Genomic DNA, 21279 nt, shown 5'->3' with positions numbered 1-21279 from the left:
TGCGGGGGGGGGGGGGGTGTGTCGGGGGATCTTTGGCTCGCCCCCGCACCCACCGTCCGCGTGCTGGCTTCGGATCGGGGCGGTGGGGGGTCCGGGTGGGGTGCCGGTCTGGCGTCCGCGTCTCGTTCGGGCCGTTGAGGTACCCGCCCTGAGTGCGCTCCGACTTTGCCGGAGCCCCAAGATCCAGGCGAGCGGGCCCGGGGGTCCAGGGGGCGGAGCCCCTTGGCGGGGGTTTGGGGGTTCGACCCCCAAATAAAAACCCGAGAACGAGAGGAGGCCCAGCCCCGAAGGGGCGTGGGCCTTCTCGTAGTGGAGGTGCCGGGAATTGAACCCGGGTCCTCTGGCGTCTCGACAGGACTTCTCCGTGCGCAGTCCGCTACGTCTTTACTTGACTCCCTCAGTCACGCGAACAAGCTGAGGTGACGAGCCCAGCCACTGTTTGCTTCACGACTGTTCCCCGTGGCCGGGACAGCCGCTGAGCCTCCTAGCTGATGCCGGTACCCGGGCCGGAGGCGAACCCGGGCCGACAGAGTCGCACTCGCTCAGGCGGCGAGGGCGAACTCGCGCTGACTGGAGTCGGCGCTTATTGGTTTGCGATGACGCTTACGGTGGTCTCTCGCCTGCACCGGCACGCTTCCCCTGACTCAACGTCCAAAGTCGAAACCGTTCACCCCCTTGTCGGGATCACAACCTGACCATCATAACGCGCGGCGCGACCGCTTTAGTCCTGGAGGGTGGGGCCAGCCCTACTGCCGGGATGCCCGCTCGCACCATGTCGCCGGCCTCGCGGAACGTCGATGCTGGTGTCCGTGGAAAGGAGCAGGGTCATGGTGAGCGAAAGGCGGGATCCGCCGTTCGGTGGTTCGGTGGTGTTCTTGCTGATGAACCTGCCGCTGGGGGTGCTGGCGTTCGGGTTCCTGACGGCGTTCGTGTCGGCCGGCGCCGGGACCGCCGTGGTGTGGGTCGGGGTGGGCCTGCTCGCCTTGGTCGTGCTCGCCGTGCGGGGGGCCGCCCGGCTGGAGCGGGCTCGGGTCTACGCGCTGCTGGACCGCTACATCGACCTGCCCTACCTGCCATTGCCGGCCGGCAAGCAGGCCGCGCGGTGGAAGGGGCGGCTGAAGGACCCCTCAACCTGGCGGGACCTCACCTACTTCGCCCTGCTCTTCCCGGTGGGCCTGGTCGAGTTCGTGCTCGTGACGACGTTCTGGGCGACGAGCCTCGCGCTGGTCTTCCTGCCCGTCTACTTCCGGTGGCTGCCCGGTGGCGAATACCGGTTCCCCAACTCGGAGCTGCCGTGGCTGACCGTGGACACCACGGTGGAGGCGCTACCGTGGGCAGCGCTCGGGGTGTTGTTCGTCGCGTTGTCGGTGGCGTTGACCAGGGCGCTGGCGGGCGTGCACGCCCGGCTGGCGACGGGGCTGCTGGGGCCGACGGTGGCGCAGCGCCGCCGGATGGAGCGCTGGTGGGAAAACGCGGAAGAGAAGAACCTGGTGGCGGGATGAGCGAGGCGCAACAGCTGGAACACCCGCGGCCGCACCCGGCTCGCACGATCCTCTACATGCTGGTCAGCTTCGTCTTCCGGCTCCTGCAGTTCGTGCTGATCGTGGTCGGCATCTCGGTGGGCGTCTCGACGGCGGTGATCTGGATCGGGTTCCCGATCCTGCTGGCGACGACGAGCTTCGTGCGCTGGTCCGGCGACCGTGAGCGGAGCTGGGCGGGCAAGCTGCTGAACGTGCCGCTGCCCCCGGTGCAGCGGCGGCCGTACGAAGAGGGGCAGCCGCTGCTGCGGCGGTGGATGGTCCGGCTGAGCGACGCGACGACGTGGCGTGACCTGGCGTACCTGATGGCCGCCTTCCCGCTGGCGTGCGCGGAGTTCGCGATCGCGCTGGCGTCGGTCGTGCTGCTGCCGATGGCGATCTGGGTGACGCCGTGGCTCGGCTGGCTGCACGGCGAGCTGGCGCTGGCCCTGCTGGGGCCGAACCGCACGAAGCGGCTGGAGCAGAAGGCCGAGCGGCTGCAGGCGTCGCGGGCCCGCGGGGTCGACGCGGCCGAAGCCGAACGCCGTCGCATCGAGCGTGACCTGCACGACGGCGCGCAGCAGCGGCTGGTGGCCGTCGCGATGAGCCTGGGCCGCGCGAAGTCGAAGTTCGACCAGGACCCCCAAGCGGTGCGGGACCTCATCGACGAGGCGCACACGGACGCGAAGCTCGCCGTGTCGGAGCTGCGGGACCTGGCGCGCGGCATCTACCCGGCCGTCCTCGGCGACCGGGGTCTGGACGCGGCGCTGTCGGCGCAGGCGGCGAAGTCGCCGATCCCGGTGGACGTCTCGGTCGACGTCGACCCGCGCCCGCCGGCCGCGGTGGAGACGACGGCGTACTTCATCGTCGGCGAGACGCTGACGAACATCGCGAAGCACTCCGGAGCGACCGAAGCCGGCGTGAAGGTGTGGCGGACCGACGACCACGTCGTCGTCGAGATCACCGACAACGGCCACGGCGGCGCGGAAGTGCGCCCCGGCGGCGGGCTGGCCGGGCTGGCCGACCGCGCCGCGACGATCGACGGCGTGATCACCGTGGTCAGCCCGGTGGGCGGGCCGACCGTGATCCGGGCTGACCTCCCCTGCCAGTGGTGAATATTCTGGACCCCGTCCATCCACGAACCTGGGGGCCGGATGCGGGTAGTCATCGCCGAGGACGCCGTGCTGCTGCGGGCCGGGGTGACCCGCCTGCTCGCCGACGAGGGCATCGAGACGGCCGCGGCCGTCGACAACGGGGACGACCTCCTCGGCGCGGTCAAGGAACACCGTCCTGACCTCGCGATCGTCGACGTCCGCATGCCGCCGACGTTCACCGACGAGGGCCTGCGCGCGGCGCTGGCGGCCCGCAAGGAGATCCCGGGCCTGCCGGTCCTGGTGCTGTCGCAGTACGTCGAGGAGTCGTACGCGGTGGAGCTCCTCTCGGGCGGCGCCGGCGGCGTCGGTTACCTGCTGAAGGAGCGCGTGGCGGATGTCGCGGACTTCCTGGACGCGGTCCGCCGCGTGGCGGGCGGCGGCACGGCGATCGACCCGGACGTGATCGCCCAGCTGATGGCCCGCGGCCGCCGCAACCCCCTGGACGCGCTGACGGCCCGCGAGTCCGAGGTCCTCAGCCTGATGGCCCAGGGCCTGTCCAACACGGCGATCGCGAACTCCCTGGTCGTCTCGCACGGCGCGGTGGAGAAGCACATCGGCAACATCTTCTCGAAACTCGGCCTCGAAGCCAGCGCGGAGGAACACCGGCGCGTGCGTGCGGTGTTGACGTACCTGGGCCGCTGAGCGACGGACGGTGACCGGATCTCCCGTAGGGTGGACAACGAGTCACCCGTTCCGCGGGCGGCACCCCTGTGAGCGCTCACCTACCATGAGCGGACCCGGCGGCGAGAGGAGCGCGCAGATGTCCGACGAGATCCGCTGCGTCCGCTTCTTCGGCGGCCCGCTCGACGGCCGCGTCCAGGAGCTCGGGGACGCCGAGCCGATCCCCGGCACCGTCATCCGGCACATCCACCTGCACGGCGGCCCGAAGATCGAGACCCGCTACGAGCTCGGCCTCACCGAGCACGGCTGGGAGTACCGGGTCGCCGCCGCGCAGCACGAACCCGAGCCCGACAACCTGAGGTAGGGGAAACCCCCGCACCCACCGGGGGTGAACAGCACCCCGAACAGGCCGGGCAGCACCGCTGTCTTCCCCGGTCGCACCGGCCAGGCTGAACGGCATGCAAACAGCGGGCCGGGACCGATTCCTCGACGTCGTCCGGGCGGGGGCCATCCTCGCCGTCATCGCCCAGCACTGGATCATGCCGGTGCTCTCCTACTCCGACGGGCACCTCGCCACCGGCAACGCCCTCGCGACGCCGGGCTGGTGGGTCGTCACCTGGCTCAGCCAGGTCATGCCCCTGGTCTTCTTCGCCGGCGGGGCGGCCAACCTGATCTCCTTCCGCCGCGCCGCCTCCACGCGGCAGTGGCTCGGCGGGCGCATCAAGCGCCTGATGGTGCCGGTGCTGCCGCTGATGGCCGTCTGGCTGATCGTGCCGGACTTCCTGCGCGGCCTGGGTGTCCCGCCGCAGCCGGTGCAGGTCGGCAGCGCGATCGCCGCGCAGCTGCTGTGGTTCCTGGCCGTGTACGTGCTCGTCGTGCTGCTCACGCCGCTGATGGTCGCCGCGCACCGGCGCTGGGGCCTGAAGGTGCCGCTCGTCATGGGCGCGGCAGGCATCCTCGTCGACGTCGCGCGCTTCAACGACCTCGGCTACATCGGTTACGCCAACGCGATCTTCGTCTGGGTCGCCGTGCACCAGCTCGGCTTCCACTACGTCGAAGGCCGCCTCGGCTCGCTGACCCGCCGCGGCGCGCTGACGCTGTCCGCCGCCGGGTTCGGCGTCACCGCGCTGATGGTCGCGTTCGGACCGTACCCGGCCAGCATGATCGGCATGCCGGGCGCGCCGGTGTCGAACATGAGCCCGCCCACCGTGCTGCTCGCCTTCCTCGCCGTCGGCCAGATCGGCCTGCTGCTCGCCTTCCGCCCGCAGCTCAACGCCCTCGCGGCGCGCCCCGGCATCGGCAACGCCCTCGGCTGGCTCGGCGCGCGGTTCATGAGCGTCTACCTCTGGCACATGCCGGCGCTGGTCGTCGTGGCCGGCGTGACGGTGTACGGCCTCGGCTACCAGACGCCCGCGCCGGGCACGGTGTTCTGGCTGATCATGGCGCCGGCGTGGTTCGCGGCGTGCGGGATGGTGCTGGCCGGCCTGCTGCGGCTGTTCGCCCACTTCGAGATGCAGCGCGAAACCGGCGCAACCACCGCCGGGACGCCGCAGCTCGTCGTGGCGGGCCTGCTGGCGTCCGGCGGCCTGCTCGGCCTCGCGGCGCACGGGTTCGCCCCGCTGTCGGACGGCATCGCCCGCGGCCCGGTGCCCTGGGTGCTCCTCGCGACGGCCGGATTCCTCCTGGCCGGCAAGCAGATCCCGGTGACCGACCTCCTCGGCCGCGCGGTCACCGTGACCGAACGCGCCCCACTGCCCGGCCTCAAGCGCTGACCCCCTCGTGAGTGGTAAGGCGGGTTCTAACCCGCCTTACCACTCACGAGGCGCAGGGGCGTGTCGTGCAGGACCGCCCGCAGGAACGGCTCTCCCAGGCGGTCGTCGGCCGCGGCCCAGCCGGCGATCGCCTGCAGCTGCGTCGCGTAGGAGTACGGGATGTTCGGGAAGTCCGTGCCGAGCACGACCCGGTCGGTGAACGAGGCCAGCCGCGCGGTCCAGTCCGGCGGCAGCGGCGACATCGCCTCGGCGAACGGCACCCCGACCATCGTGGTGTCCAGGTGCACCCGCGGGTACTTCGCCATCAGGTCGAACGCCGCGCCGAACTCCGGCATCGCCGCGTGCGCGAGCACCGCCGTCAGGTTCGGGTGCCGCGCCAGCACCTCCCCGAAGACCGACAACCCGGTGAAGTCGCCCCGCAACGGACCGTGTCCACAGTGGACGACGACCGGGACGCCGGCGTCGGCGAGGGCACCCCACACCGGCTTCAGCAGGTCGTCCCGCGGGTCGTAGGCGCCCACCTGCACGTGCGCCTTGAACACCCGGGCGCCGGCGCGCAGCGCACCGTCCACAGCGGACCCGGCGCCGGGCTCGGGGTAGAACGTCCCGGTCGGCACCGCGTCCGGCACCCGCGCGGCGAACTCGAGCGCCCAGTCGGTCAGCCACTGCGCCATCCCCGGCTTGTGCGGGTAGACCAGCGGTGCGAAGCGCGTGACGCCGAGCGACCGCAGTGTCGCCAGCCGCTCCTCTTCGGACGTCCGGTAGAACACCGGCCACTCAGTGCCGTAGTGCGTCGCGGCCTGGTCGAAGTACGCCCAGACCTTGTCCATCACCGGCTTGGGCAGGAAGTGGACGTGCAGGTCGACCAGGCCCGGCAGGCCCAGCGACGCCGTCCAGCGAGCGATGTCCGCGTCGGAGGCCGGGCCGGGCGTCACTCCGTGAACCGGCCCTTGAGCGCGCGGCCCATCGCCTTCCTGATGTCGCGATCCGCGTCCCGCTTGGCGAGCGCCTGCCGCTTGTCGTAGGCCTTCTTGCCCTGGGCCAGCGCGATCTCGACCTTGACCTTGCCGTCCTTGAAGTACATCGACAGCGGCACCAGCGAGAGCCCGCTCTCCTTGGTCTTGCCGATGAGCTTCTCGATCTCCCGCCGGTGCAGCAGCAGCTTCCGGGTGCGCCGCGGCATGTGGTTGGTCCACGTGCCCTGCGTGTACTCCGGGATGTGCACGTTGCGCAGCCACACTTCGCCGTCGTCGACCGTCGCGAACGCGTCCGCCAGGGACGCCTTGCCCTCGCGCAGGCTCTTGACCTCGGTGCCGACGAGCACGAGACCGCACTCGTAGGTGTCGAGGATGGAGTAATCGTGCCGCGCCTTGCGGTTCGACACGATCACCTTCTGGCCACGTTCCTTGGGCATACGACCACTCTACGTGATTCCGACGGTGACAAGCAGCCGGTTAAAGCTAGTGCCGGACGTACAGCCGCAGCGTCACGTACCCGGTGATGGCGGAGATCACCACGGACACCCCGAGCAGGATCGGCGCGACCGGGAACAGCAGTTCCAGCATGGTGATCTTCGGGAAGACGTCGCCGGTGAACACCGAGTCGAGGAAGCTCGCCTTGGTCAGCACCAGCATGATGATCCCGAGGACCGCACCGACCACGCCGGCGACCACCGCCTCCAAAAGGAACGGCAGCTGCGTGTACCACCGCGTCGCGCCGACCAGCCGCATGATGCCGACCTCGGTGCGGCGGGTGAACGCGGACACCTGGATCGTGTTGGCGATCAGCAGCAGCGCGGCGATGGCCATGATGAGCGCGGCGCCGAAGGCCATGTTGCGGACCCCGTTGAAGGCGTTGAAGACGCGGTCGAGGAACTTCTTCTGGTCATCGACCTTGCGCACGCCCGGCTTGTTCGCGTACTCCTGCACGATCGCGTCGCTGCGGTCCGGGTCCTTCAGCTTCACGTGCAGCGACGCGGGCAGCGACTCGGGACCGGTGAGGGCGATCAGTTCCGGCTGGCTCTCGAAGATCTTCTTGAACCGGTCGAAGGCCTGGTCGCGGTTCTCGAACACGACCGACTCGACACCGTTGTTGCTCTGCAGCGACGTCCGCAGCGACTGGCACAGCGCCTGCGTGCAGTTCCGGTCGTTCGCGCTGATGTCGTCGGTGAGGTAGACCGAAACCTCGACGTCGGCGAGGAAGTTGGACTTCATCTTGTCGATCGTCCGGACGGCGAGGAGACCGCCGCCGAGCATGGCGAGCGAGACGGCCGTGGTCAGCATCATCGCGATGGTCATCGTGACGTTCCGGCGCAGGCCGGTGACTACCTCACTGAAGACGAAACTGGCGCGCATGGCGGGTGCAGGTCCTTGGGGTCGGGGTCGTTGAAGGGCGGGGTGGTCAGCGACCGATGCCGTAGACGCCGCGGGCGTCGTCGCGGATCACCCGGCCGAGCTGCAGCTCGACGACTCGGCGCCGCATGGAGTCCACGATGGAGTGATCGTGGGTGGCCATCAGGACCGTGGTGCCGGTGCGGTTGATCCGCTCCAGCAGCAGCATGATGTCCTGGCTGGTGTCGGGGTCCAGGTTCCCCGTCGGCTCGTCGGCGAGCAGCACCAGCGGGCGGTTCACGAACGCGCGCGCGATCGCGACGCGCTGCTGCTCACCACCGGAGAGCTCGTTGGGGAGCCGGTCGGCCTTGCCGTCGAGGCCGACGAGCTCCAGCACCTCGGGGACGACCTTCTTGATGGTCGGGCCCGGCTTGCCGATCACCTCGAGGGCGAACGCGACGTTCTCGGCGACGGTCTTGTTCGCCAGCAGCCGGAAGTCCTGGAAGACGCAGCCGATGGTCTGCCGCAGGCGGGGGACCCGGCGGCGGGCCAGCTTGGCGACGTCGAAGTTGGACACCATCACACGGCCCTTGCTGGGCGTCTCTTCGCGCAGCAGCAGCCGGAGGAAGGTCGACTTCCCCGATCCCGAGGGACCGATGAGGAAGACGAACTCACCCTTTTCGATGTCGACGGACACCCGCTCGAGCGCGGGCCGCGTCGAGGTCTTGTAGACCTTGGAAACCTCTTCGAGCCGGATCACGATTCGGCATACTACCCACCGGTCTCGTGAAGCCCCGGTTGCCCGGTCCACCCGGGTGGAGCAGCGGGTGTTTGCGTACGGTGAGCGGTCGCGCAAACACCCCCCGCGCCGATCACACCGTGGTCGTCTGCTTCCGCCAGCGGATGCCGGCGTCGAGGAAGCCGTCGATGTCGCCGTCGAGCACCGCGGTCGGGTTGCCGACCTCGAACTCGGTCCGCAGGTCCTTCACCATCTGGTACGGGTGCAGGACGTAGGAGCGCATCTGGTTGCCCCAGCTCGAGCCGCCGTCCTTGAGCGCGTCCATCTCCTTGCGCTCTTCTTCCTTCTTGCGCTGCAGCAGCCGCGACTGGAGGACCTTCATCGCGGCCGCCTTGTTCTGCAGCTGCGACTTCTCGTTCTGGCAGGAGACGACGATGTTCGTCGGGATGTGCGTGATGCGCACCGCACTGTCGGTCGTGTTGACGCTCTGGCCACCGGGGCCCGACGAGCGGTAGACGTCGACCCGGATGTCCTTTTCCGGGATGTCGACGTGGTCGACCTCTTCGACCTCGGGCAGCACCTCGACGTGCGCGAACGACGTCTGGCGGCGGCTCTGGTTGTCGAACGGCGAGATCCGGACGAGCCGGTGGGTGCCCTGCTCGACCGAGAGGGTGCCGTAGACGTAGGGGGCGCTCACCTTGAACGTCGCCGACTTGATGCCCGCCTCTTCGGCGTAGGAGATGTCGTAGACGTCGGTCGGGTAGCCGTGGCGCTCCGCCCAGCGCAGGTACATGCGCAGCAGCATCTCGGCGAAGTCGGCCGCGTCGACGCCACCGGCCTCGGAGCGGATGGTGACGACGGCGTTGCGGTCGTCGTACTCGCCCGAGAGCAGGGTGCGGACCTCGAGGCCGTCGATGGACTTGCCCAGGTCGGCGAGCTCGCTCTCGGCCTCGCCCATGCTGCCGGCGTCGCCTTCGGCCTCGGCGAGCTCGTACAGCACGCCGAGGTCGTCGAGCCGCTGGCGCAGGTCGGAGACGCGCCTCAGCTCGCCCTGCCGGTGGGACAGCTGGCTGGTGACCTTCTGGGCCGCCTCCGGGTCGTCCCAGAGGGTGGGGCTCGAGGCCTGCTGCTCCAGGTCGGCCACCTGGGCACGCAGCGCGTCCAGGTCCATCACCGACTCGATCTGCGTCAGCTTGCCGGTCAGGTCCCGCAGGGCCGCGTCGAACTCATCACTCACGTTTGTCAAGGTTACGGCAAAACCCACGACCGGTTGCGAGGACCGGTCGTGGGCGCGCGAACCTCAGGCCGCGGGGATGGCGTCGAGCAGCTTCAGCGCGGCCTTGGCCTGGGCCTGGGCGAACTCGGCGACGGCCTTCTCGTACGGCCCCTCGGCCGCCTTCGTGGCCGCCCGGGCGTCGTCGAGCTGCTGGCTGTAGCTCGTCCGGGCCGACTCCAGCAGCGACTGGCGCTGCTTCGCGGTCAGCGACCCCGCGTGCACGAGCCGCAGGATGAGCGGGCTGCGCAGGTGGTCGGGGCCGGCCTCGGACGTCAGCCAGGCCTTGAAGGCCTTCTTGCCGGCGGCGGTGATCAGGTACTGCTGGCTGGAGCGCGGGCCCTGCTTGCCGAGCCGGACGAGGCCTTCCTTGGACAGCGCCGGGAGCTCCCGGTACACCTGGCTGCGGGTGACGCTGAAGAAGGCACCGAACCGCTCTCCGGCTCCGGCGACGAGCTGCCCGCCGGTGGCGGGACCGTCGTGGAGCAGACCGAGCAGGGCGGCGGCTGTTGCATTCAATTCGGACACGCCCCCTAGATTCCCACTTATCGGCCGCTGTGTCCACAGTGGTCAGCGGATCTGTCCATTGTGGCTAGACAGATCCCCTCGTTCGGCCCAATGCGACCCGGTCCACTGTGGACGTGAACACGCTCTGCAACCGCTCCCAGGGATTTTTGGTCCAACCAGACGCACGCGGGCCGCCCCGGCACGGCCAGGCAGGTGAGTTCGATGGGCGGCGATCCCCGGCTTGGCGCACGTCGGACACGCACCGCAACCACTCCGGCGGTGCGTCCACATCGTGGGATCCGCAGTTTTCAGCGCGCCGGACGGAAAAGTCGGCAGCGAAAGCCGATCCGGCATGACAAAAGAGGCACGTTTCCGGATTTCCCGGAAACGTGCCTCTCAGTGGTAGCGGGGACAGGATTTGAACCTGCGACCTCTGGGTTATGAGCCCAGCGAGCTACCGAGCTGCTCCACCCCGCGCCGTTGTGGTACTCGAATAGATTACACGGGGTCGCCAACGGCTTTGCACCGGGGTCCCGAAACGTCCTGACCTGCCGTTACGCCGTCTCGAGCCAGTGGCGGGCTCCACTGAGGACCATGGTCAGCCCGTCCTCGAAGCGCGCGTCGGCATCGCCCAGCACGGCCTCGCCCGCCGACTCGCGGTAGCGCTCGTCGAACTCCCCGGGCATGGGCCGCACGGCCTGCTCCTCGATCACGTAGCCGATGACGAAGCAGTAGACGGTGAAGGTCGCCCGGCTCGCCCGCCCCTCGTCGAGCCCGGCCTCGATGCTCCGGCGCAGCGGGTGCTCGCCGACCAGGCTCATGTCGCCGAGGTACGTGCCGGCGAAAACCTTTCCGCCGTCGCGGTAGGCGAGCATCATCCGCCGCAGCGCCCGGGCGCTGTGCGCGGCGGCTTCCCACTCCCCCGCCGACGCCGGCGGCTGCCGGTCGGCCACGGAGTCGCGGTACATCTGCGTCGCCATCTCGTCCAGGAGCTCCTGCTTGTTCTTCATGTGCCAGTACAGCGCGGGCGCCTTGACGCCCAGGTCGGCGGCGATCAGCCGGAGCGTGAGGCCGTTGAGCCCGACGTCGTTGAGCAGCTTCAGCCCGGATCGCGCGATGTCTTGCCTGGTCAGGGCCATGTTCCGCAGTCTCCTCGCACTCCCGGCTTGACAGCTTAATGATGTTAAGGGCATTCTCGGGGCAGGTCAATTTAACGTTGTTAAGGAGCTGGGGATGCAGGAGCTGACCGCAGAGGTGGTGGTGGCCGGCGCGGGCCCGACGGGTCTGATGCTGGCGAACGAGCTGGCGTTGGCCGGAGTGGACGTTCAGGTGCTCGAGCGGATGCACGAGCGAACGGGGCTGTCGAAGGCGCTGAACCTCCAGCCGAGAACGGCGGAAGTCCTGGATCTGCGCGGGTTGCTGGGCCGGGCGGAGGACCGCTCGTTCGCGACTGTCGCAGACGGACACTTCGCGGTGCTCCCGGTGAGCTACGCGAGCTGGGACACCCGGCACCCGTACCAGCTGGGCATCCCGCAGGCGGAGGTCGAAGCGGCGTTGGAGGAGCGCCTGAACGAACAGGGCGTCCGGGTGCGGCGGGGCCACGAGCTGACCGGTTTCGTCCAGGACGCCGGCGGCGTCACGATCACGGCGGACGACCTGTGTGTGCGGGCGAAGTACCTGGTGGGCTGCGACGGCGGCCGCAGCACGGTGCGCAAGGCGCTGAACCTGCGGTTCGAGGGCATCGAGGGTCGGGGCCACGGCGTGGCGGCGGACGTGCTGTTCGCGAAGACGCCTCCGGGGGCGCCGACGCAGTGGCGCTCGATGACGAACATGGTGACGTCGCAGAGCCCGGGCAAGTTCATCGGCGTGATTCCCCTGGCCGAGCCGAACCTGTACCGCATCAGCTTCGGGGACCGTCTGAACCGGCCGGAGAACCTCCGGGCTCCGGTGACGCCCGAGGAGGTTCACGAGGCGGTCGCGGAACGCTTCGGCCCGGAGGCGGAGGTCGCCGAAATCCGCTGGGCATCCCGTTTCTCGGACGATAGCCGCTTGGCCGCGAGTTACCAGGTGGGCCGGGTCCTGCTGGCGGGCGACTCGGCCCACATCCACTTCCCGGCGGGGGGCCAGGGCCTCAACCTGGGGATCCAGGACGCGATGAACCTGGGCTGGAAGCTGGCGGCCGAGCTCCGCAACCGAGCGGCGCCGGGTCTCCTGGCCACCTACGAAGCGGAGCGCCGCAAGGTGGCCCAGGACGTCCTGCAGAACGTGGCGGCCCAGAACGCCTTGATCCCCACCACCCCGAACCAGCTGGCGTTGAGGGCCCTCGTCCGAGACCTGACCGCACTCCCCGAGGTCCAGCACCACCTGTCAGGAATGATCTCAGGCCTCAACATCCAGTACCCGACAACGGAAACCCACCCACCAGCAGGAACCCGCCTCCCCGACTTCAGCCTGAAGGAAGGCCACGCAAGCGCCCTGTTCCACAAAGGAAACTGGGTCCTGCTGACAAAAACCCCAACCCCAACCCCCCACAAAGAGGTACTCGTAGCAGAGGTAACAAACCTCCCCTGGCCCAACCTGGAGAAGATCCTGATCCGCCCAGACGGCTACATAGCAAACACAACAGGAGAGACAGAAGCCTGGCTCAAGTAAAAACCCGGCCAACCGCAGGGGGGTCCAGGGGCGGCGAAGCCCCCCTGGCGGGGGTCTGGGGGTCCGACCCCCAGAACAAACGCGAAAGAGGGGTGCGTTCGCGCTCTCCGCGAACACACCCCTCCCAACCTCTGTAGCGGGGACAGGATTTGAACCTGCGACCTCTGGGTTATGAGCCCAGCGAGCTACCGAGCTGCTCCACCCCGCGTCGTGGCACCTACCTTACGCCCTCGTTTCGCGGGGGTGCAAAGCAGGTGCCGTCGGCGTTACCGAGGTCACCCTCCGGGCTGGGTGCTGGGCGGTGCGGTGCTGGTCCCGGGGGCGGCTGTCTTGGCTGCTTCGTACGCGCGGGCGGCTGCGTCGAGGGCGGCTAGGGCGGCGCCTTGGTCGGTGAAGTTGCCGGATTGCTGGGCGGCTTTGAGTTTGGCGATGGCCGATTGGATGTCGGCGACCGCGCGGTCGAGGGCCGCGTTGCCGCCGCCGTTGTTGGCGGGCGGGGTGGTGGTCGGGTTGGTGGAGGTGGGTGGGTTGGTCGTGGGCTGGCCGGCTTGGGGTGGCGTGGTGGTGGCTTCGCCGGTGCCGGCGCCGAAGACCTGGTCGAGGGCTTCCTGGAGGGTGGCGCCGTAGCCGACCTTGGGTCCGTAGGAGACGAGGACGCGGGCCAGCTGCGGGTAGCTGTTCTGGTTGCGCTGCCGGATGTAGACGGGTTCGACGTAGAGGAAGCCGTCGGCGACCGGGAGCGTGATCAGGTTGCCGTAGATGGGAGTGACGTTGGGGTTGTTGAAGAGGGTGCGGTCCTGGGCGACGCGGGAGTCGCTCTGGAACCGGTTCTGGACTTGGACCGGGCCGTCGACCTGGGTGGCTCCGGTGGCGGCGCTGGGTAGCTGGAGGACGCGGATCTTGCCGTAGTCGGCCGGGTCGGAGGAGACCGACATCCAGGATGCGAGGTACTGCCGCTGCTGCCCGGTCAGGGAGCTGGTCAGCTGGAACGTCGGCTTGGTCTGGCCCGGGGTGTCGGCGAGGACGTAGTAGCCGGGCTGGTTGGCCGCGCCGGCCGCGGCCGGGTTGGAGCCGCCTTCGGCGGTCGGGTCCTGCGGGACGCTCCAGAAGGCCTGCTGCGAGTAGAACTCCTGCGGGTTGCTGACGTGGTAGCGCGACAGCAGTTCGCGCTGGATCTTGAACAGGTCCTCGGGGTAGCGGAAGTGGGCCCGCAGGTCCGGCGAGATTTCGGAGCTCGGCTTCACGAGCCCGGGGAAGACCTTCTCCCAGGCGTTGAGGACCGGTTCCTTGTCGTCGATCGAGTACAGCGTCACGGTGCCGTTGAAGGCGTCGACGGTGGCCTTGACCGAGTTGCGGATGTAGTTGATGGAGCTGTTGGCCTGGCGGGCGACGCCGTTGAGGGAGTCGTTCGTGGCCGCGCCGAGCTGGGTCTGCTGGGCGTACGGGAAGTTGTTGAGCGTGGTGTAGCCGTCGATGATCCACTGGATCTTGCCGTCGACGACCGCCGGGTACGGGTCGCCGTCGAGAGTCAGCCACGGCGCGACCTTGCTGACGCGGTCGCGCGGGTCGCGGTTGTACATGATCTTGGAGTTGTCGCCGATGGCGTCGGAGAACAGGATGTTGCGTTCGCCGTATTCGGCGGCGAAGGCGAGGCGGTTGAACCAGTTGTCGATCGAGACGCCACCGCTGCCCTTGTAGGTGTAGCGGTCGGTGGCGGTGTCGTACTCGCCGGGCGCGTTGCCGGAGGTACCGCCGACGATGGCGTAGTCGGACTCCGCGGCGGACAGCTCGCCGTAGTAGATGCGGGGTTCCCTGACCTCGATGCCGGGCTGGCCGGACCCGGACGAGCCGGCGCCCGTCGGATTCTGCGTGTCGCTGGTCGTGGCGATCGGGTAGCCGCCGTCGGAGTTGGCGTCCTTGACCGCGCGGTCGATCGTGTTGGCCGGCGCGACGACGAAGCCGTTGCCGTGGGTGTAGACGAGGTGCTTGTTGATCCAGCTGGTCTGGTTGCCGGTGAGGCCCTCGGTCTTGATCTCCTTGGCGGCGACGATGTAGTCCTGCGTCACGCCCCCGACGGTGTAGCGGTCGATGTCCAGCTTGGCCGGGAAGCCGTAGAAGTTCTCGCGGCCGACGCGCTGGGTGAAGGTGTCGGACAGGATGTTCGGATCCAGCAGCCGGATGTTGGACATCGTCCCGGTGTCGGCCTTGATCTGGTCCGGGGTGGCGTCCGACTTGCCGGTGTAGGGCTGGTACTGGACGTCGGTGAGGCCGAAGGCGCGGCGGGTGGCGTCCATGTTGCGCTGGATGGACGTCGCTTCCTTCTCGTTCGCGTTCGGCTTGACCGAGAACTGGTCGAGGATGGCCGGCCAGGCGACGCCGACCAGGATGCCGGACAGGATCAGCAGCACGAGCGAGATGGCCGGCAGCTGCAGGTTGCGCAGGAAGGCACCGGCGAAGAAGGCGATCGCGCAGATCACCGAGATGCACAGCAGGATCAGCTTGGCCGGCAGGACCGCGTTGAGGTCGGTGTAGGTCGCGCCGATGAACAGCGGGAAAGCCCGATCGGACAGCAGCAGGTTGTACCGGTCGAAGAAGTATTCGACCGCCTTCAGCAGCACGAAGAGCCCGACGGTGATGGCGAGCTGCGCGCGGGTCGGGCCGGCGAGCTGGCCGCCCTTGCCGGCGAGCCGGATGCCGCCGAAGACGTAGTGCGAGATCAGCGCGCCGAAGAAGGAGATGACGACGGTGATGAACAGCCAGCCGAGCAGCCAGTTGATGAACGGCAGGTCGAAGGCGTAGAAGCCGACGTCGTTGCCGAACTCCGGGTCGGTCTGGCCGAACGAGGTGCCGTTGAGGAACAGCTGCACGACCTGCCAGTCGCCCTGGGCGGAGAGGCCGGCGATGAGGCCGGTGAGCACCGGGATGCCGACGCCGAAGAGGCGGATCCGGGCGACGATCGCCGAGCGGTAGCGCGCCAGCGGGTCGTCGGCGCCGGAGATCGGCACGAACACCGGGCGCGTCCGGTAGGCGATCATCAGGCTGATCGCGAGTGCGCCGCCGACGAGCAGGCCGACGGCGAAGAAAAGGATCACGCGGGTGATCAGCTGGGTGGTGAACACCGATCGCGCGCCGACTTCGCCGAACCACAGCCAGTCGACGTAGGTGTCGAGGAGCCGGGCCCCGAGCAGCAACGCCAGCACGATCACCGCGGCGATGATGAGGAGGATCCGGCTCCGCCGGGACAGCTTCGGCAGGCTCACCGGGGGCCGAGTCGCCACGGCACACGCTCCTGTCTTCGTCAACACTTGAGCAGGGGCGCGTGCGCCCCCTGATTCCCTAACTCTACGGATGCCCGGTGAAGTTCCCGGGACCCGCCCAAACCGGACTCGCGGCGTCGGCGGCCCGGCCGACCTGACACGATGTGCGCATGGCAGCGAACGAAGCGCGACAGGCCGGTGTGGCCGCGCTCGCCCGTGAAATCGAGGACTTCATGGCCGCGGGCGGCTGGGACCAGCCGCCGCAGCTGTTCGCGCTGGTGCCGACGGCGGCGCTGCTGGACGAGCAGCCGGAGCTGGCCGGGCAGCTCGACCGGGCGAACCCGCTGACGCCGGTCGCCCAGGAAGCGCTGCCCGAGGGCGACCTGGCCGAGGCGCTGGGCCGGATCGCGTGGCCGGATCTGGTCATCGGGTGCGCGCTGGCCCAGGAGATCATCGTGCTGCCGCCGGGCTCGGAGTCGGAGCTGCCGGACGTCGCCGAAGCGGACGCCGAGAGCCTCCGCCGCGCGGCCGCCGACCACCCGCAGCGCACGGAGGCCCGCCTGGTCGCGGCCGTCCTGCGCGACGGGGAGGGCGCCTGCGTGATGCGGCTGCGCGGCGCCGGCACGGACGAGTCGATGGACGAGATCGTGGAAAGCCCCGACCTGGCGCCGAACCTCGTCGAAGCGCTCAAGATGACCTTGCTTCCTTGACTCGACCATGCCGAATCGGTCACCGGAACGCTGTCGATCTACGTTTTCCGAAGTCTGCGCCCCATTTGTCCCATTAAGGGTGACAATGCGACAAATTGCCAACCTTGCAAAGCAATCGGTTGGCTGCTAACGTCATTTCCCGATGCGTCTTCCGGGGAGGGTGACGACAATGGCATACATGCCGGCCTTATTGCATGTTCCCACGCACATTACTACCATTCAAACAACTCGGCACAATTGAGCCTTCCTCGACATATCTCCAGTCTGCGCGACGGAGAACATCGTCGCGCGTATCTGCAGGCAATTCCTTTTTGAATTCCTCTTGATACGGAGGCAGTTTGTGGAACTCGAAGAACCATCTGCCGCTCGATTGATCCTCGCCTTCGACGGTACCTGCATGACCTGTCGGCAAATCTCCGTCACCGTCGCCGCCGCCTGCAACGAAAAGCTGGAGGTGCTGCCGCTGTCCGATCCCCAGGTGGAACAGTGGCGGCACCAAGCTTTGGGCCCGGAAGCACGGAACGCACCCACACTGATCGGAGCGACCGGAACCGGCGTCCGTGCATGGCTGGGGCTGGCCATGGCGTTTCCCCTGCTACGCCAGATCGGGCCTTGGCGGATGATCCGGATCCTGACCGCGCTGGGCCGGCTCAAGCGGGAATCCGACGAATGGCTGGCCGTCCAGGGCACCGGACAGGCACCGAGCCGGGAACTGAACCGGGGGAAGTTCCTGCACCTCGCCGCCGGCGTCGGCCTGGCGATCGCCGTACTGGGGATGGGCAGAACCCCGGCCCTCGCCGCGGAGCAGGGTCGCAGGCTGCGTGACGTCACCGACCGCGCGGGCCGGCTCCCGCAGACCTACGACGAAGTGACCGCTCTTCCGATGGCGGACAGGCGAGCGGTTGTCGGCGCGCTGACACCGCGTAATCGCAGCAACCTGTGGGTCGAGCAGATTGTGCGCTACCGGAAGTCACATCCGAATCTTTCGGCCGAACAAGCGTCGGTCCTCGACCAGGCGTCCGCGCTCGCCGCCGTCGAATCGGTTTTCCAACCGAAAGCCATCGAAGAACCGGCGATCGAAAAGCAGTTGCAAGAGCTGCAGCGGGTGGCCATAGCCGCTTTCGGCAAGGAAGAAGCCGGCAGAATCCTCGCCACATTGGGGACCGCCGACGCCGGCACTTCGGCATCACCGCAGGCCCAGTCCCTGCCCTTGGCGGGCGGAGGGCCGCTGTCCTGCAATTGCAGCCAGGAGAGTGACTTCTGTGCGATTGCGTGCTTGCCGTGCCAAGGCTGCCAGGGGAATCCGACCAGGGGGGTCTGCGTAGCCGGATATCCCGGATGCGGGCTCTTCTACGACTACGCCTGTGACGGGATGTGCGACGGCGCCTGCTATTCGTGCCTGTAGGGCCGGCTGAACCACGGTCCGGTTCGGGTGGCCCCGTCAATGCGGGAAGCCCGGCCGTTCCGCGACGCCCCCGGTGTCACTTGCCTTCGGCACCGGGGGCGGAGCCCGTCCTCGGGACCCGCCGCGTCAGCAGGACGCCGTCGGCCGCCCGGCTTTCAGGTTGGCCAGCTGGGCGAGCGCGTCGTCCAGTGTGGACACCTTGATCAGGTTGAGGCCGGCCGGCGCGGTGGTCTTGGCCTCGGCGCAGTTGTGCTCGGGCACCAGGAAGTCGGTGGCGCCGGCCTCGCGGGCGCCGACGACCTTGAACGAGATTCCCCCGATCGGGCCGACTTCGCCGGTCTCGGTGATCTCCCCGGTACCGGCGATGTGCCGCCCGCCCGCGATGTCGTCGCCCTTGAGCCGGTCGATGATGGCGAGGGTGAACATCAGCCCGGCGGACGGGCCGCCGACGTCCTGCAGGGAGATGTTCACGGTGAAGGGGACGTCGGCGCGGTCGACCGCGGTGAGGCCGATGAAGCCCTCCTTGCGGTCCGGGCGCGCGGCGAGGGTGAGCGGCACGGTCCGCTCGGGCTGGCCGTCGGACTGGAAGGTGATCTGGACGGTCTGGCCGGGCAGGGTGCCGGTGAGCGCGGCCCGCACGTCGGCAGCCTCGACGATCTTCTTGCCGTTGACGGTGATCAGCTTGTCGCCGGGCGAAAGCACGTGGTCGGCCGGGCTGCCGGAGACGATCTGCTTCGCCACCACCTTGATCGGGCTGCCCAGCTTGCGCAGGGCGGCGACCTGGGCGTTGGTCTGCGAGTCCTGCAGCTGCTGGATGTTCTCCTGCTTGACCTGCTCGTTCGTCTCGCCGGGCTTGAAGTACTCCTCGCGCGGGGCCAGCGCGTACCGGCCGCTCGCCCAGAAGCCGAGACCCTGGAAGAGGGTGACGCCGTCGTGCAGGGAGACGGTCGTCATCCGCAGCTCGCCGGTGGTCGGGTGGGTCTCGTGCCCGCTGACCTGGATGACCGGGTTGCCCGCCGCGTCGCGACCCAGCGTGTCGTAGGTCGGGCCGGGGCTGATGGCCACGAACGGCACCGGCACGACCGAGCCGAGCACCACGAAGATCAGGAACAGCGAGCCGCTGACCACGAGCGTCCAGCCACGGCGGGTCATCCGGCGGGCCTCGCCGGCCGGCTCCGGCGCCGGTTCCGGGGCGCTCTTCGCGGGGGCGGTCTCCTCGGAGGACTTGGTCACGACCGACAGCGTACGGTGACCGCGTTCGCTTCCCGGTGAAGGCCACGGTTGACGCGCTCGGCGGGCCTCGACCCGCGTACGGTGGACACATGAGCAAACCCCCGTTCGGCTTCGGACCTTCCGATCCCGACAAACGAGGTGAGAACGACCCCTCGGAAGGCGGGCAGCAGTCCGGCGCCGAGGCTTTCAACCAGCTCGGGCAGATGCTGAGCCAACTGGGCCAGATGCTCAGCCAGGCGGGCAGCTCCAGCGGGCCGGTGAACTACGACCTCGCCAAGCAGATCGCCCTCCAGACCCTGGGCAGCGCCGGCAACACCGGCGAGAGCAAGCTCGGCTTCCGGGGCGGTGACGACGCGAACGCGGCGGTCCGCGACGCGGCCCACCTGGCCGAGCTCTGGCTCGACGCGGCCACGGTGTACCCGGCCGGCGCGACGTCGACGGTCGCCTGGTCGCCCCGGTCCTGGGTGGAGAAGACGCTCCCGACGTGGCAGCGCCTGTGCGACCCGGTGGCCCGGCAGGTGTCGGGTGCCTGGATGGAGGCGCTGCCGGAGGAGGCCAAGCAGGCCGCGGGCCCGCTGCTCCAGATGATGGGGCAGATGGGCGGCATGGCCTTCGGCTCCCAGCTCGGCAACGCGCTGGCCCAGCTCGCGTCGGAGATGCTGACCTCGACGGAGATCGGCCTCCCCCTGGCCCCGGCCGGCACGTCGGCCCTGCTGCCGGCGAACATCGAGAAGTTCGCCGAGGGCCTGGAGCTGCCGAACAGCGAGATCCTGGTGTTCCTCGCGGCCCGCGAGGCGGCCCACCAGCGCCTGTTCACGCACGTGCCGTGGCTCCGGCAGCGCCTGCTGGCGACGGTCGAGGAGTTCGCCCACGGGATCTCGGTGGACACGTCGGCCCTGGAGTCCCTGGCCGGCCGCATCGACCCGGCGAACCCGGCGAGCATCGAAGAGGCGATGTCCTCGGGCCTGCTGGAGCCCCAGACGACGGAGGAGCAGAAGGCGGCGCTGCGGCGCTTGGAGACGCTGCTCGCGCTGGTCGAAGGCTGGGTCGACGTGGTGGTGGCCGAAGCGGTGGGCGACCGCCTGCCGGGAGCGGACGCCCTGCGCGAGACGCTCCGCCGCCGCCGTGCAACGGGCGGCCCGGCCGAGCAGACGTTCGCCACCCTGGTCGGCCTCGAGCTGCGCCCCCGCCGCATGAGGGACGCCTCCAACCTGTGGAAGCTGGTGGGCGACCGCCACGGCACGGAGAAGCGCGACGGCCTCTGGTCCCACCCGGACCTGATGCCGACGGCCGAGGACCTGGACGAGCCGATCGACTTCGCGGACCGAGTGGGCTCGGCGGGTTCGATCGACGACCTGGACCCGATCGCCGAGCTGGAGCGCACGGAACAGGCAGAGCAGGCCGAGCGCTCGGAACGTTCGGAGCGTTCGGAGCGCGAGAAGGACGAGCCCCCATCGGAAGAGGGCGGCAAGCAGTCCTGAACTGAGCTCCGGACGGCCGGTGCCCCGCAACAGCGGGACACCGGCCTTCTGCTGTCCGGCCCCAGGCGGTCACCCCGTCAATCCTCGGTGGAGATCCCCCACCCGGCCGCGGCCGACAACCCCTCCAGGTACCCGATCGCCCGCTCGGTCTTCGGGTACCGCTGCACCAGCGCCCAGAAGGCCGCATCGTGCCCGGGCTCCCGCAGGTGCGCCAGCTCGTGCACCAGCACGTAGTCCAGCACCCACGGAGGCACCTTCCGCAGCCGTTCGCTGACCCGGATGGTCGCGTCGACCGGCGTGCAGGACGCCCACCGCGTGCGCATCGGCGGCACCCAGCGGACGCTCGCCGGCACCGCGGTGCCGCCCAGGTACTTGCCCGACAGCAGCGCGCAGCGCGCCAGCAGGGCTTCGTCCGACGTCTTCGGCGACGCCGGCCGACGTGGTTCCGAGCGTTGCAGCTTGCGCTCCATCTCGGCGACCCAGTGTTTCTCCTCCGCCCTGGTCATCCGCGCGGGGATGAGCACGACGAGCGTGTCGTCGTTCCAATACGCGGTGACCGTCCGGTGCCGGCGCTGGCTGCGCCGCACTTCGACCTTGTGTCCGGGTGTGTCCGACGAGGGGTTCGTGT

19 protein-coding genes, 2 tRNA genes and 1 other RNA gene are annotated in these 21279 nt (G+C 69.2%); 9 read left to right on the top strand and 13 right to left on the bottom strand.

Annotated elements, in window-relative coordinates; genetic code table 11:
• Positions 1 to 307: 307 nt before the first annotated feature.
• Positions 308 to 675, bottom strand: a transfer-messenger RNA (tmRNA) gene (ssrA, locus tag ACWEF6_RS33810).
• 152 nt (positions 676 to 827) lie between these two features.
• Here ssrA and ACWEF6_RS33805 point away from each other — a divergent pair.
• From ACWEF6_RS33805 to ACWEF6_RS33785, 5 genes are all read left to right on the top strand, one after another.
• Entirely contained in the window at positions 828 to 1502 is a 675-nt protein-coding gene (locus ACWEF6_RS33805) for a sensor domain-containing protein (protein ID WP_449686654.1), read from the top strand.
• Positions 1499 to 2632, top strand: coding sequence for a sensor histidine kinase (locus tag ACWEF6_RS33800; protein ID WP_449686653.1), 1134 nt, complete (start codon positions 1499 to 1501; stop codon positions 2630 to 2632). The genes ACWEF6_RS33805 and ACWEF6_RS33800 overlap by 4 nt, the downstream gene beginning before the upstream one ends.
• A 39-nt stretch (positions 2633 to 2671) precedes the next feature.
• Positions 2672 to 3313, top strand: coding sequence for a response regulator transcription factor (locus ACWEF6_RS33795; RefSeq protein ID WP_449686652.1), 642 nt, complete (start codon positions 2672 to 2674; stop codon positions 3311 to 3313).
• A gap of 118 nt (positions 3314 to 3431) precedes the next feature.
• Complete coding sequence (locus tag ACWEF6_RS33790; protein ID WP_449686651.1) at positions 3432 to 3656, top strand: hypothetical protein; 225 nt, start codon at positions 3432 to 3434, stop codon at positions 3654 to 3656.
• Between the two features lie 94 nt (positions 3657 to 3750).
• Positions 3751 to 5064, top strand: coding sequence for an acyltransferase family protein (locus ACWEF6_RS33785; protein WP_449686650.1), 1314 nt, complete (start codon positions 3751 to 3753; stop codon positions 5062 to 5064).
• 26 nt (positions 5065 to 5090) lie between these two features.
• On the opposite strand, the gene ACWEF6_RS33780 is transcribed toward ACWEF6_RS33785, so the two are convergent.
• From ACWEF6_RS33780 to ACWEF6_RS33745, 8 genes are all read right to left on the bottom strand, one after another.
• The gene (locus ACWEF6_RS33780; protein WP_449686649.1) at positions 5091 to 5999 is read right to left on the bottom strand and encodes an amidohydrolase family protein; all 909 of its coding nucleotides are present in this window, start codon (positions 5997 to 5999) and stop codon (positions 5091 to 5093) included.
• Positions 5996 to 6478: an SsrA-binding protein SmpB gene (gene smpB / locus ACWEF6_RS33775; protein WP_003082092.1), complete on the bottom strand. Its 483-nt coding sequence runs from the start codon at positions 6476 to 6478 to the stop codon at positions 5996 to 5998. The genes ACWEF6_RS33780 and smpB overlap by 4 nt, the downstream gene beginning before the upstream one ends.
• Before the next feature lie 46 nt (positions 6479 to 6524).
• Positions 6525 to 7418: a permease-like cell division protein FtsX gene (ftsX, locus tag ACWEF6_RS33770; RefSeq protein WP_310975790.1), complete on the bottom strand. Its 894-nt coding sequence runs from the start codon at positions 7416 to 7418 to the stop codon at positions 6525 to 6527.
• Positions 7419 to 7464: 46 nt separating this feature from the next.
• A complete protein-coding gene (gene ftsE, locus ACWEF6_RS33765; protein ID WP_003082104.1) occupies positions 7465 to 8154 on the bottom strand; it encodes a cell division ATP-binding protein FtsE in 690 nt (229 codons plus the stop codon).
• A 112-nt stretch (positions 8155 to 8266) separates the two neighbouring features.
• Positions 8267 to 9370 (bottom strand): peptide chain release factor 2, encoded by a 1104-nt coding sequence (gene prfB / locus ACWEF6_RS33760; RefSeq protein ID WP_310975789.1) that lies wholly within the window; start codon positions 9368 to 9370, stop codon positions 8267 to 8269.
• Positions 9371 to 9433: 63 nt separating this feature from the next.
• Complete coding sequence (locus tag ACWEF6_RS33755; RefSeq protein ID WP_013223153.1) at positions 9434 to 9934, bottom strand: PadR family transcriptional regulator; 501 nt, start codon at positions 9932 to 9934, stop codon at positions 9434 to 9436.
• A gap of 379 nt (positions 9935 to 10313) precedes the next feature.
• A tRNA-Met gene (locus tag ACWEF6_RS33750) sits at positions 10314 to 10390 on the bottom strand.
• A 77-nt stretch (positions 10391 to 10467) separates the two neighbouring features.
• A complete protein-coding gene (locus ACWEF6_RS33745; protein ID WP_449686648.1) occupies positions 10468 to 11052 on the bottom strand; it encodes a TetR/AcrR family transcriptional regulator C-terminal domain-containing protein in 585 nt (194 codons plus the stop codon).
• Between the two features lie 94 nt (positions 11053 to 11146).
• On the opposite strand from ACWEF6_RS33745, the gene ACWEF6_RS33740 reads away from it, so the two are divergent.
• Positions 11147 to 12565 carry an FAD-dependent monooxygenase gene (locus ACWEF6_RS33740; RefSeq protein WP_449686647.1) on the top strand — a complete coding sequence of 473 codons (1419 nt, stop codon included), beginning with the start codon at positions 11147 to 11149 and terminating at the stop codon, positions 12563 to 12565.
• Between the two features lie 134 nt (positions 12566 to 12699).
• On the opposite strand, the gene ACWEF6_RS33735 is transcribed toward ACWEF6_RS33740, so the two are convergent.
• Together ACWEF6_RS33735 and ACWEF6_RS33730 are read right to left on the bottom strand one after the other, a co-directional pair.
• A tRNA-Met gene (locus tag ACWEF6_RS33735) sits at positions 12700 to 12773 on the bottom strand.
• A 67-nt stretch (positions 12774 to 12840) separates the two neighbouring features.
• A complete protein-coding gene (locus ACWEF6_RS33730; protein ID WP_449686646.1) occupies positions 12841 to 15843 on the bottom strand; it encodes a UPF0182 family protein in 3003 nt (1000 codons plus the stop codon).
• Between the two features lie 149 nt (positions 15844 to 15992).
• Between ACWEF6_RS33730 and ACWEF6_RS33725 the strand changes: the two genes are divergently transcribed.
• Both ACWEF6_RS33725 and ACWEF6_RS33720 read left to right on the top strand, forming a co-directional pair.
• Positions 15993 to 16532 carry a PPA1309 family protein gene (locus ACWEF6_RS33725; protein WP_449686645.1) on the top strand — a complete coding sequence of 180 codons (540 nt, stop codon included), beginning with the start codon at positions 15993 to 15995 and terminating at the stop codon, positions 16530 to 16532.
• A 340-nt stretch (positions 16533 to 16872) separates the two neighbouring features.
• Positions 16873 to 17937, top strand: coding sequence for a bacteriocin fulvocin C-related protein (locus ACWEF6_RS33720; RefSeq protein WP_449686644.1), 1065 nt, complete (start codon positions 16873 to 16875; stop codon positions 17935 to 17937).
• A 126-nt stretch (positions 17938 to 18063) separates the two neighbouring features.
• On the opposite strand, the gene ACWEF6_RS33715 is transcribed toward ACWEF6_RS33720, so the two are convergent.
• On the bottom strand, positions 18064 to 19089 hold the full coding sequence (locus ACWEF6_RS33715; RefSeq protein WP_449686657.1) for a YlbL family protein: 1026 nt from the start codon (positions 19087 to 19089) through the stop codon (positions 18064 to 18066).
• Positions 19090 to 19259: 170 nt separating this feature from the next.
• Between ACWEF6_RS33715 and ACWEF6_RS33710 the strand changes: the two genes are divergently transcribed.
• Positions 19260 to 20651: a zinc-dependent metalloprotease gene (locus ACWEF6_RS33710; RefSeq protein WP_449686643.1), complete on the top strand. Its 1392-nt coding sequence runs from the start codon at positions 19260 to 19262 to the stop codon at positions 20649 to 20651.
• Positions 20652 to 20728: 77 nt separating this feature from the next.
• Here ACWEF6_RS33710 and ACWEF6_RS33705 read toward each other — a convergent pair whose 3' ends face one another.
• Positions 20729 to 21238, bottom strand: coding sequence for a M48 metallopeptidase family protein (locus ACWEF6_RS33705; RefSeq protein WP_013223146.1), 510 nt, complete (start codon positions 21236 to 21238; stop codon positions 20729 to 20731).
• Positions 21239 to 21279 lie beyond the last annotated feature (41 nt).

Source organism: Amycolatopsis sp. NPDC004772, assembly GCF_053601215.1.
Note: the sequence above shows the minus strand (reverse complement) of the source record. Positions and strands in the feature narration are given on the sequence as shown.

What these genes read in the sequence shown, in the direction of transcription:
- ACWEF6_RS33790 (WP_449686651.1), top strand. Translation starts at nt 3,432, where the DNA reads ATGTCCGACGAGATCCGCTGCGTCCGCTTCTTCGGCGGCCCGCTCGAC.
- ACWEF6_RS33805 (WP_449686654.1), top strand. Translation starts at nt 828, where the DNA reads ATGGTGAGCGAAAGGCGGGATCCGCCGTTCGGTGGTTCGGTGGTGTTC.
- ftsX (WP_310975790.1), bottom strand. Translation starts at nt 7,418, where the DNA reads ATGCGCGCCAGTTTCGTCTTCAGTGAGGTAGTCACCGGCCTGCGCCGG.
- ACWEF6_RS33800 (WP_449686653.1), top strand. Translation starts at nt 1,499, where the DNA reads ATGAGCGAGGCGCAACAGCTGGAACACCCGCGGCCGCACCCGGCTCGC.
- ACWEF6_RS33785 (WP_449686650.1), top strand. Translation starts at nt 3,751, where the DNA reads ATGCAAACAGCGGGCCGGGACCGATTCCTCGACGTCGTCCGGGCGGGG.
- ACWEF6_RS33795 (WP_449686652.1), top strand. Translation starts at nt 2,672, where the DNA reads ATGCGGGTAGTCATCGCCGAGGACGCCGTGCTGCTGCGGGCCGGGGTG.
- ACWEF6_RS33710 (WP_449686643.1), top strand. Translation starts at nt 19,260, where the DNA reads ATGAGCAAACCCCCGTTCGGCTTCGGACCTTCCGATCCCGACAAACGA.
- ACWEF6_RS33725 (WP_449686645.1), top strand. Translation starts at nt 15,993, where the DNA reads ATGGCAGCGAACGAAGCGCGACAGGCCGGTGTGGCCGCGCTCGCCCGT.
- ACWEF6_RS33740 (WP_449686647.1), top strand. Translation starts at nt 11,147, where the DNA reads ATGCAGGAGCTGACCGCAGAGGTGGTGGTGGCCGGCGCGGGCCCGACG.
- smpB (WP_003082092.1), bottom strand. Translation starts at nt 6,478, where the DNA reads ATGCCCAAGGAACGTGGCCAGAAGGTGATCGTGTCGAACCGCAAGGCG.
- ACWEF6_RS33715 (WP_449686657.1), bottom strand. Translation starts at nt 19,089, where the DNA reads ATGACCCGCCGTGGCTGGACGCTCGTGGTCAGCGGCTCGCTGTTCCTG.
- ACWEF6_RS33745 (WP_449686648.1), bottom strand. Translation starts at nt 11,052, where the DNA reads ATGGCCCTGACCAGGCAAGACATCGCGCGATCCGGGCTGAAGCTGCTC.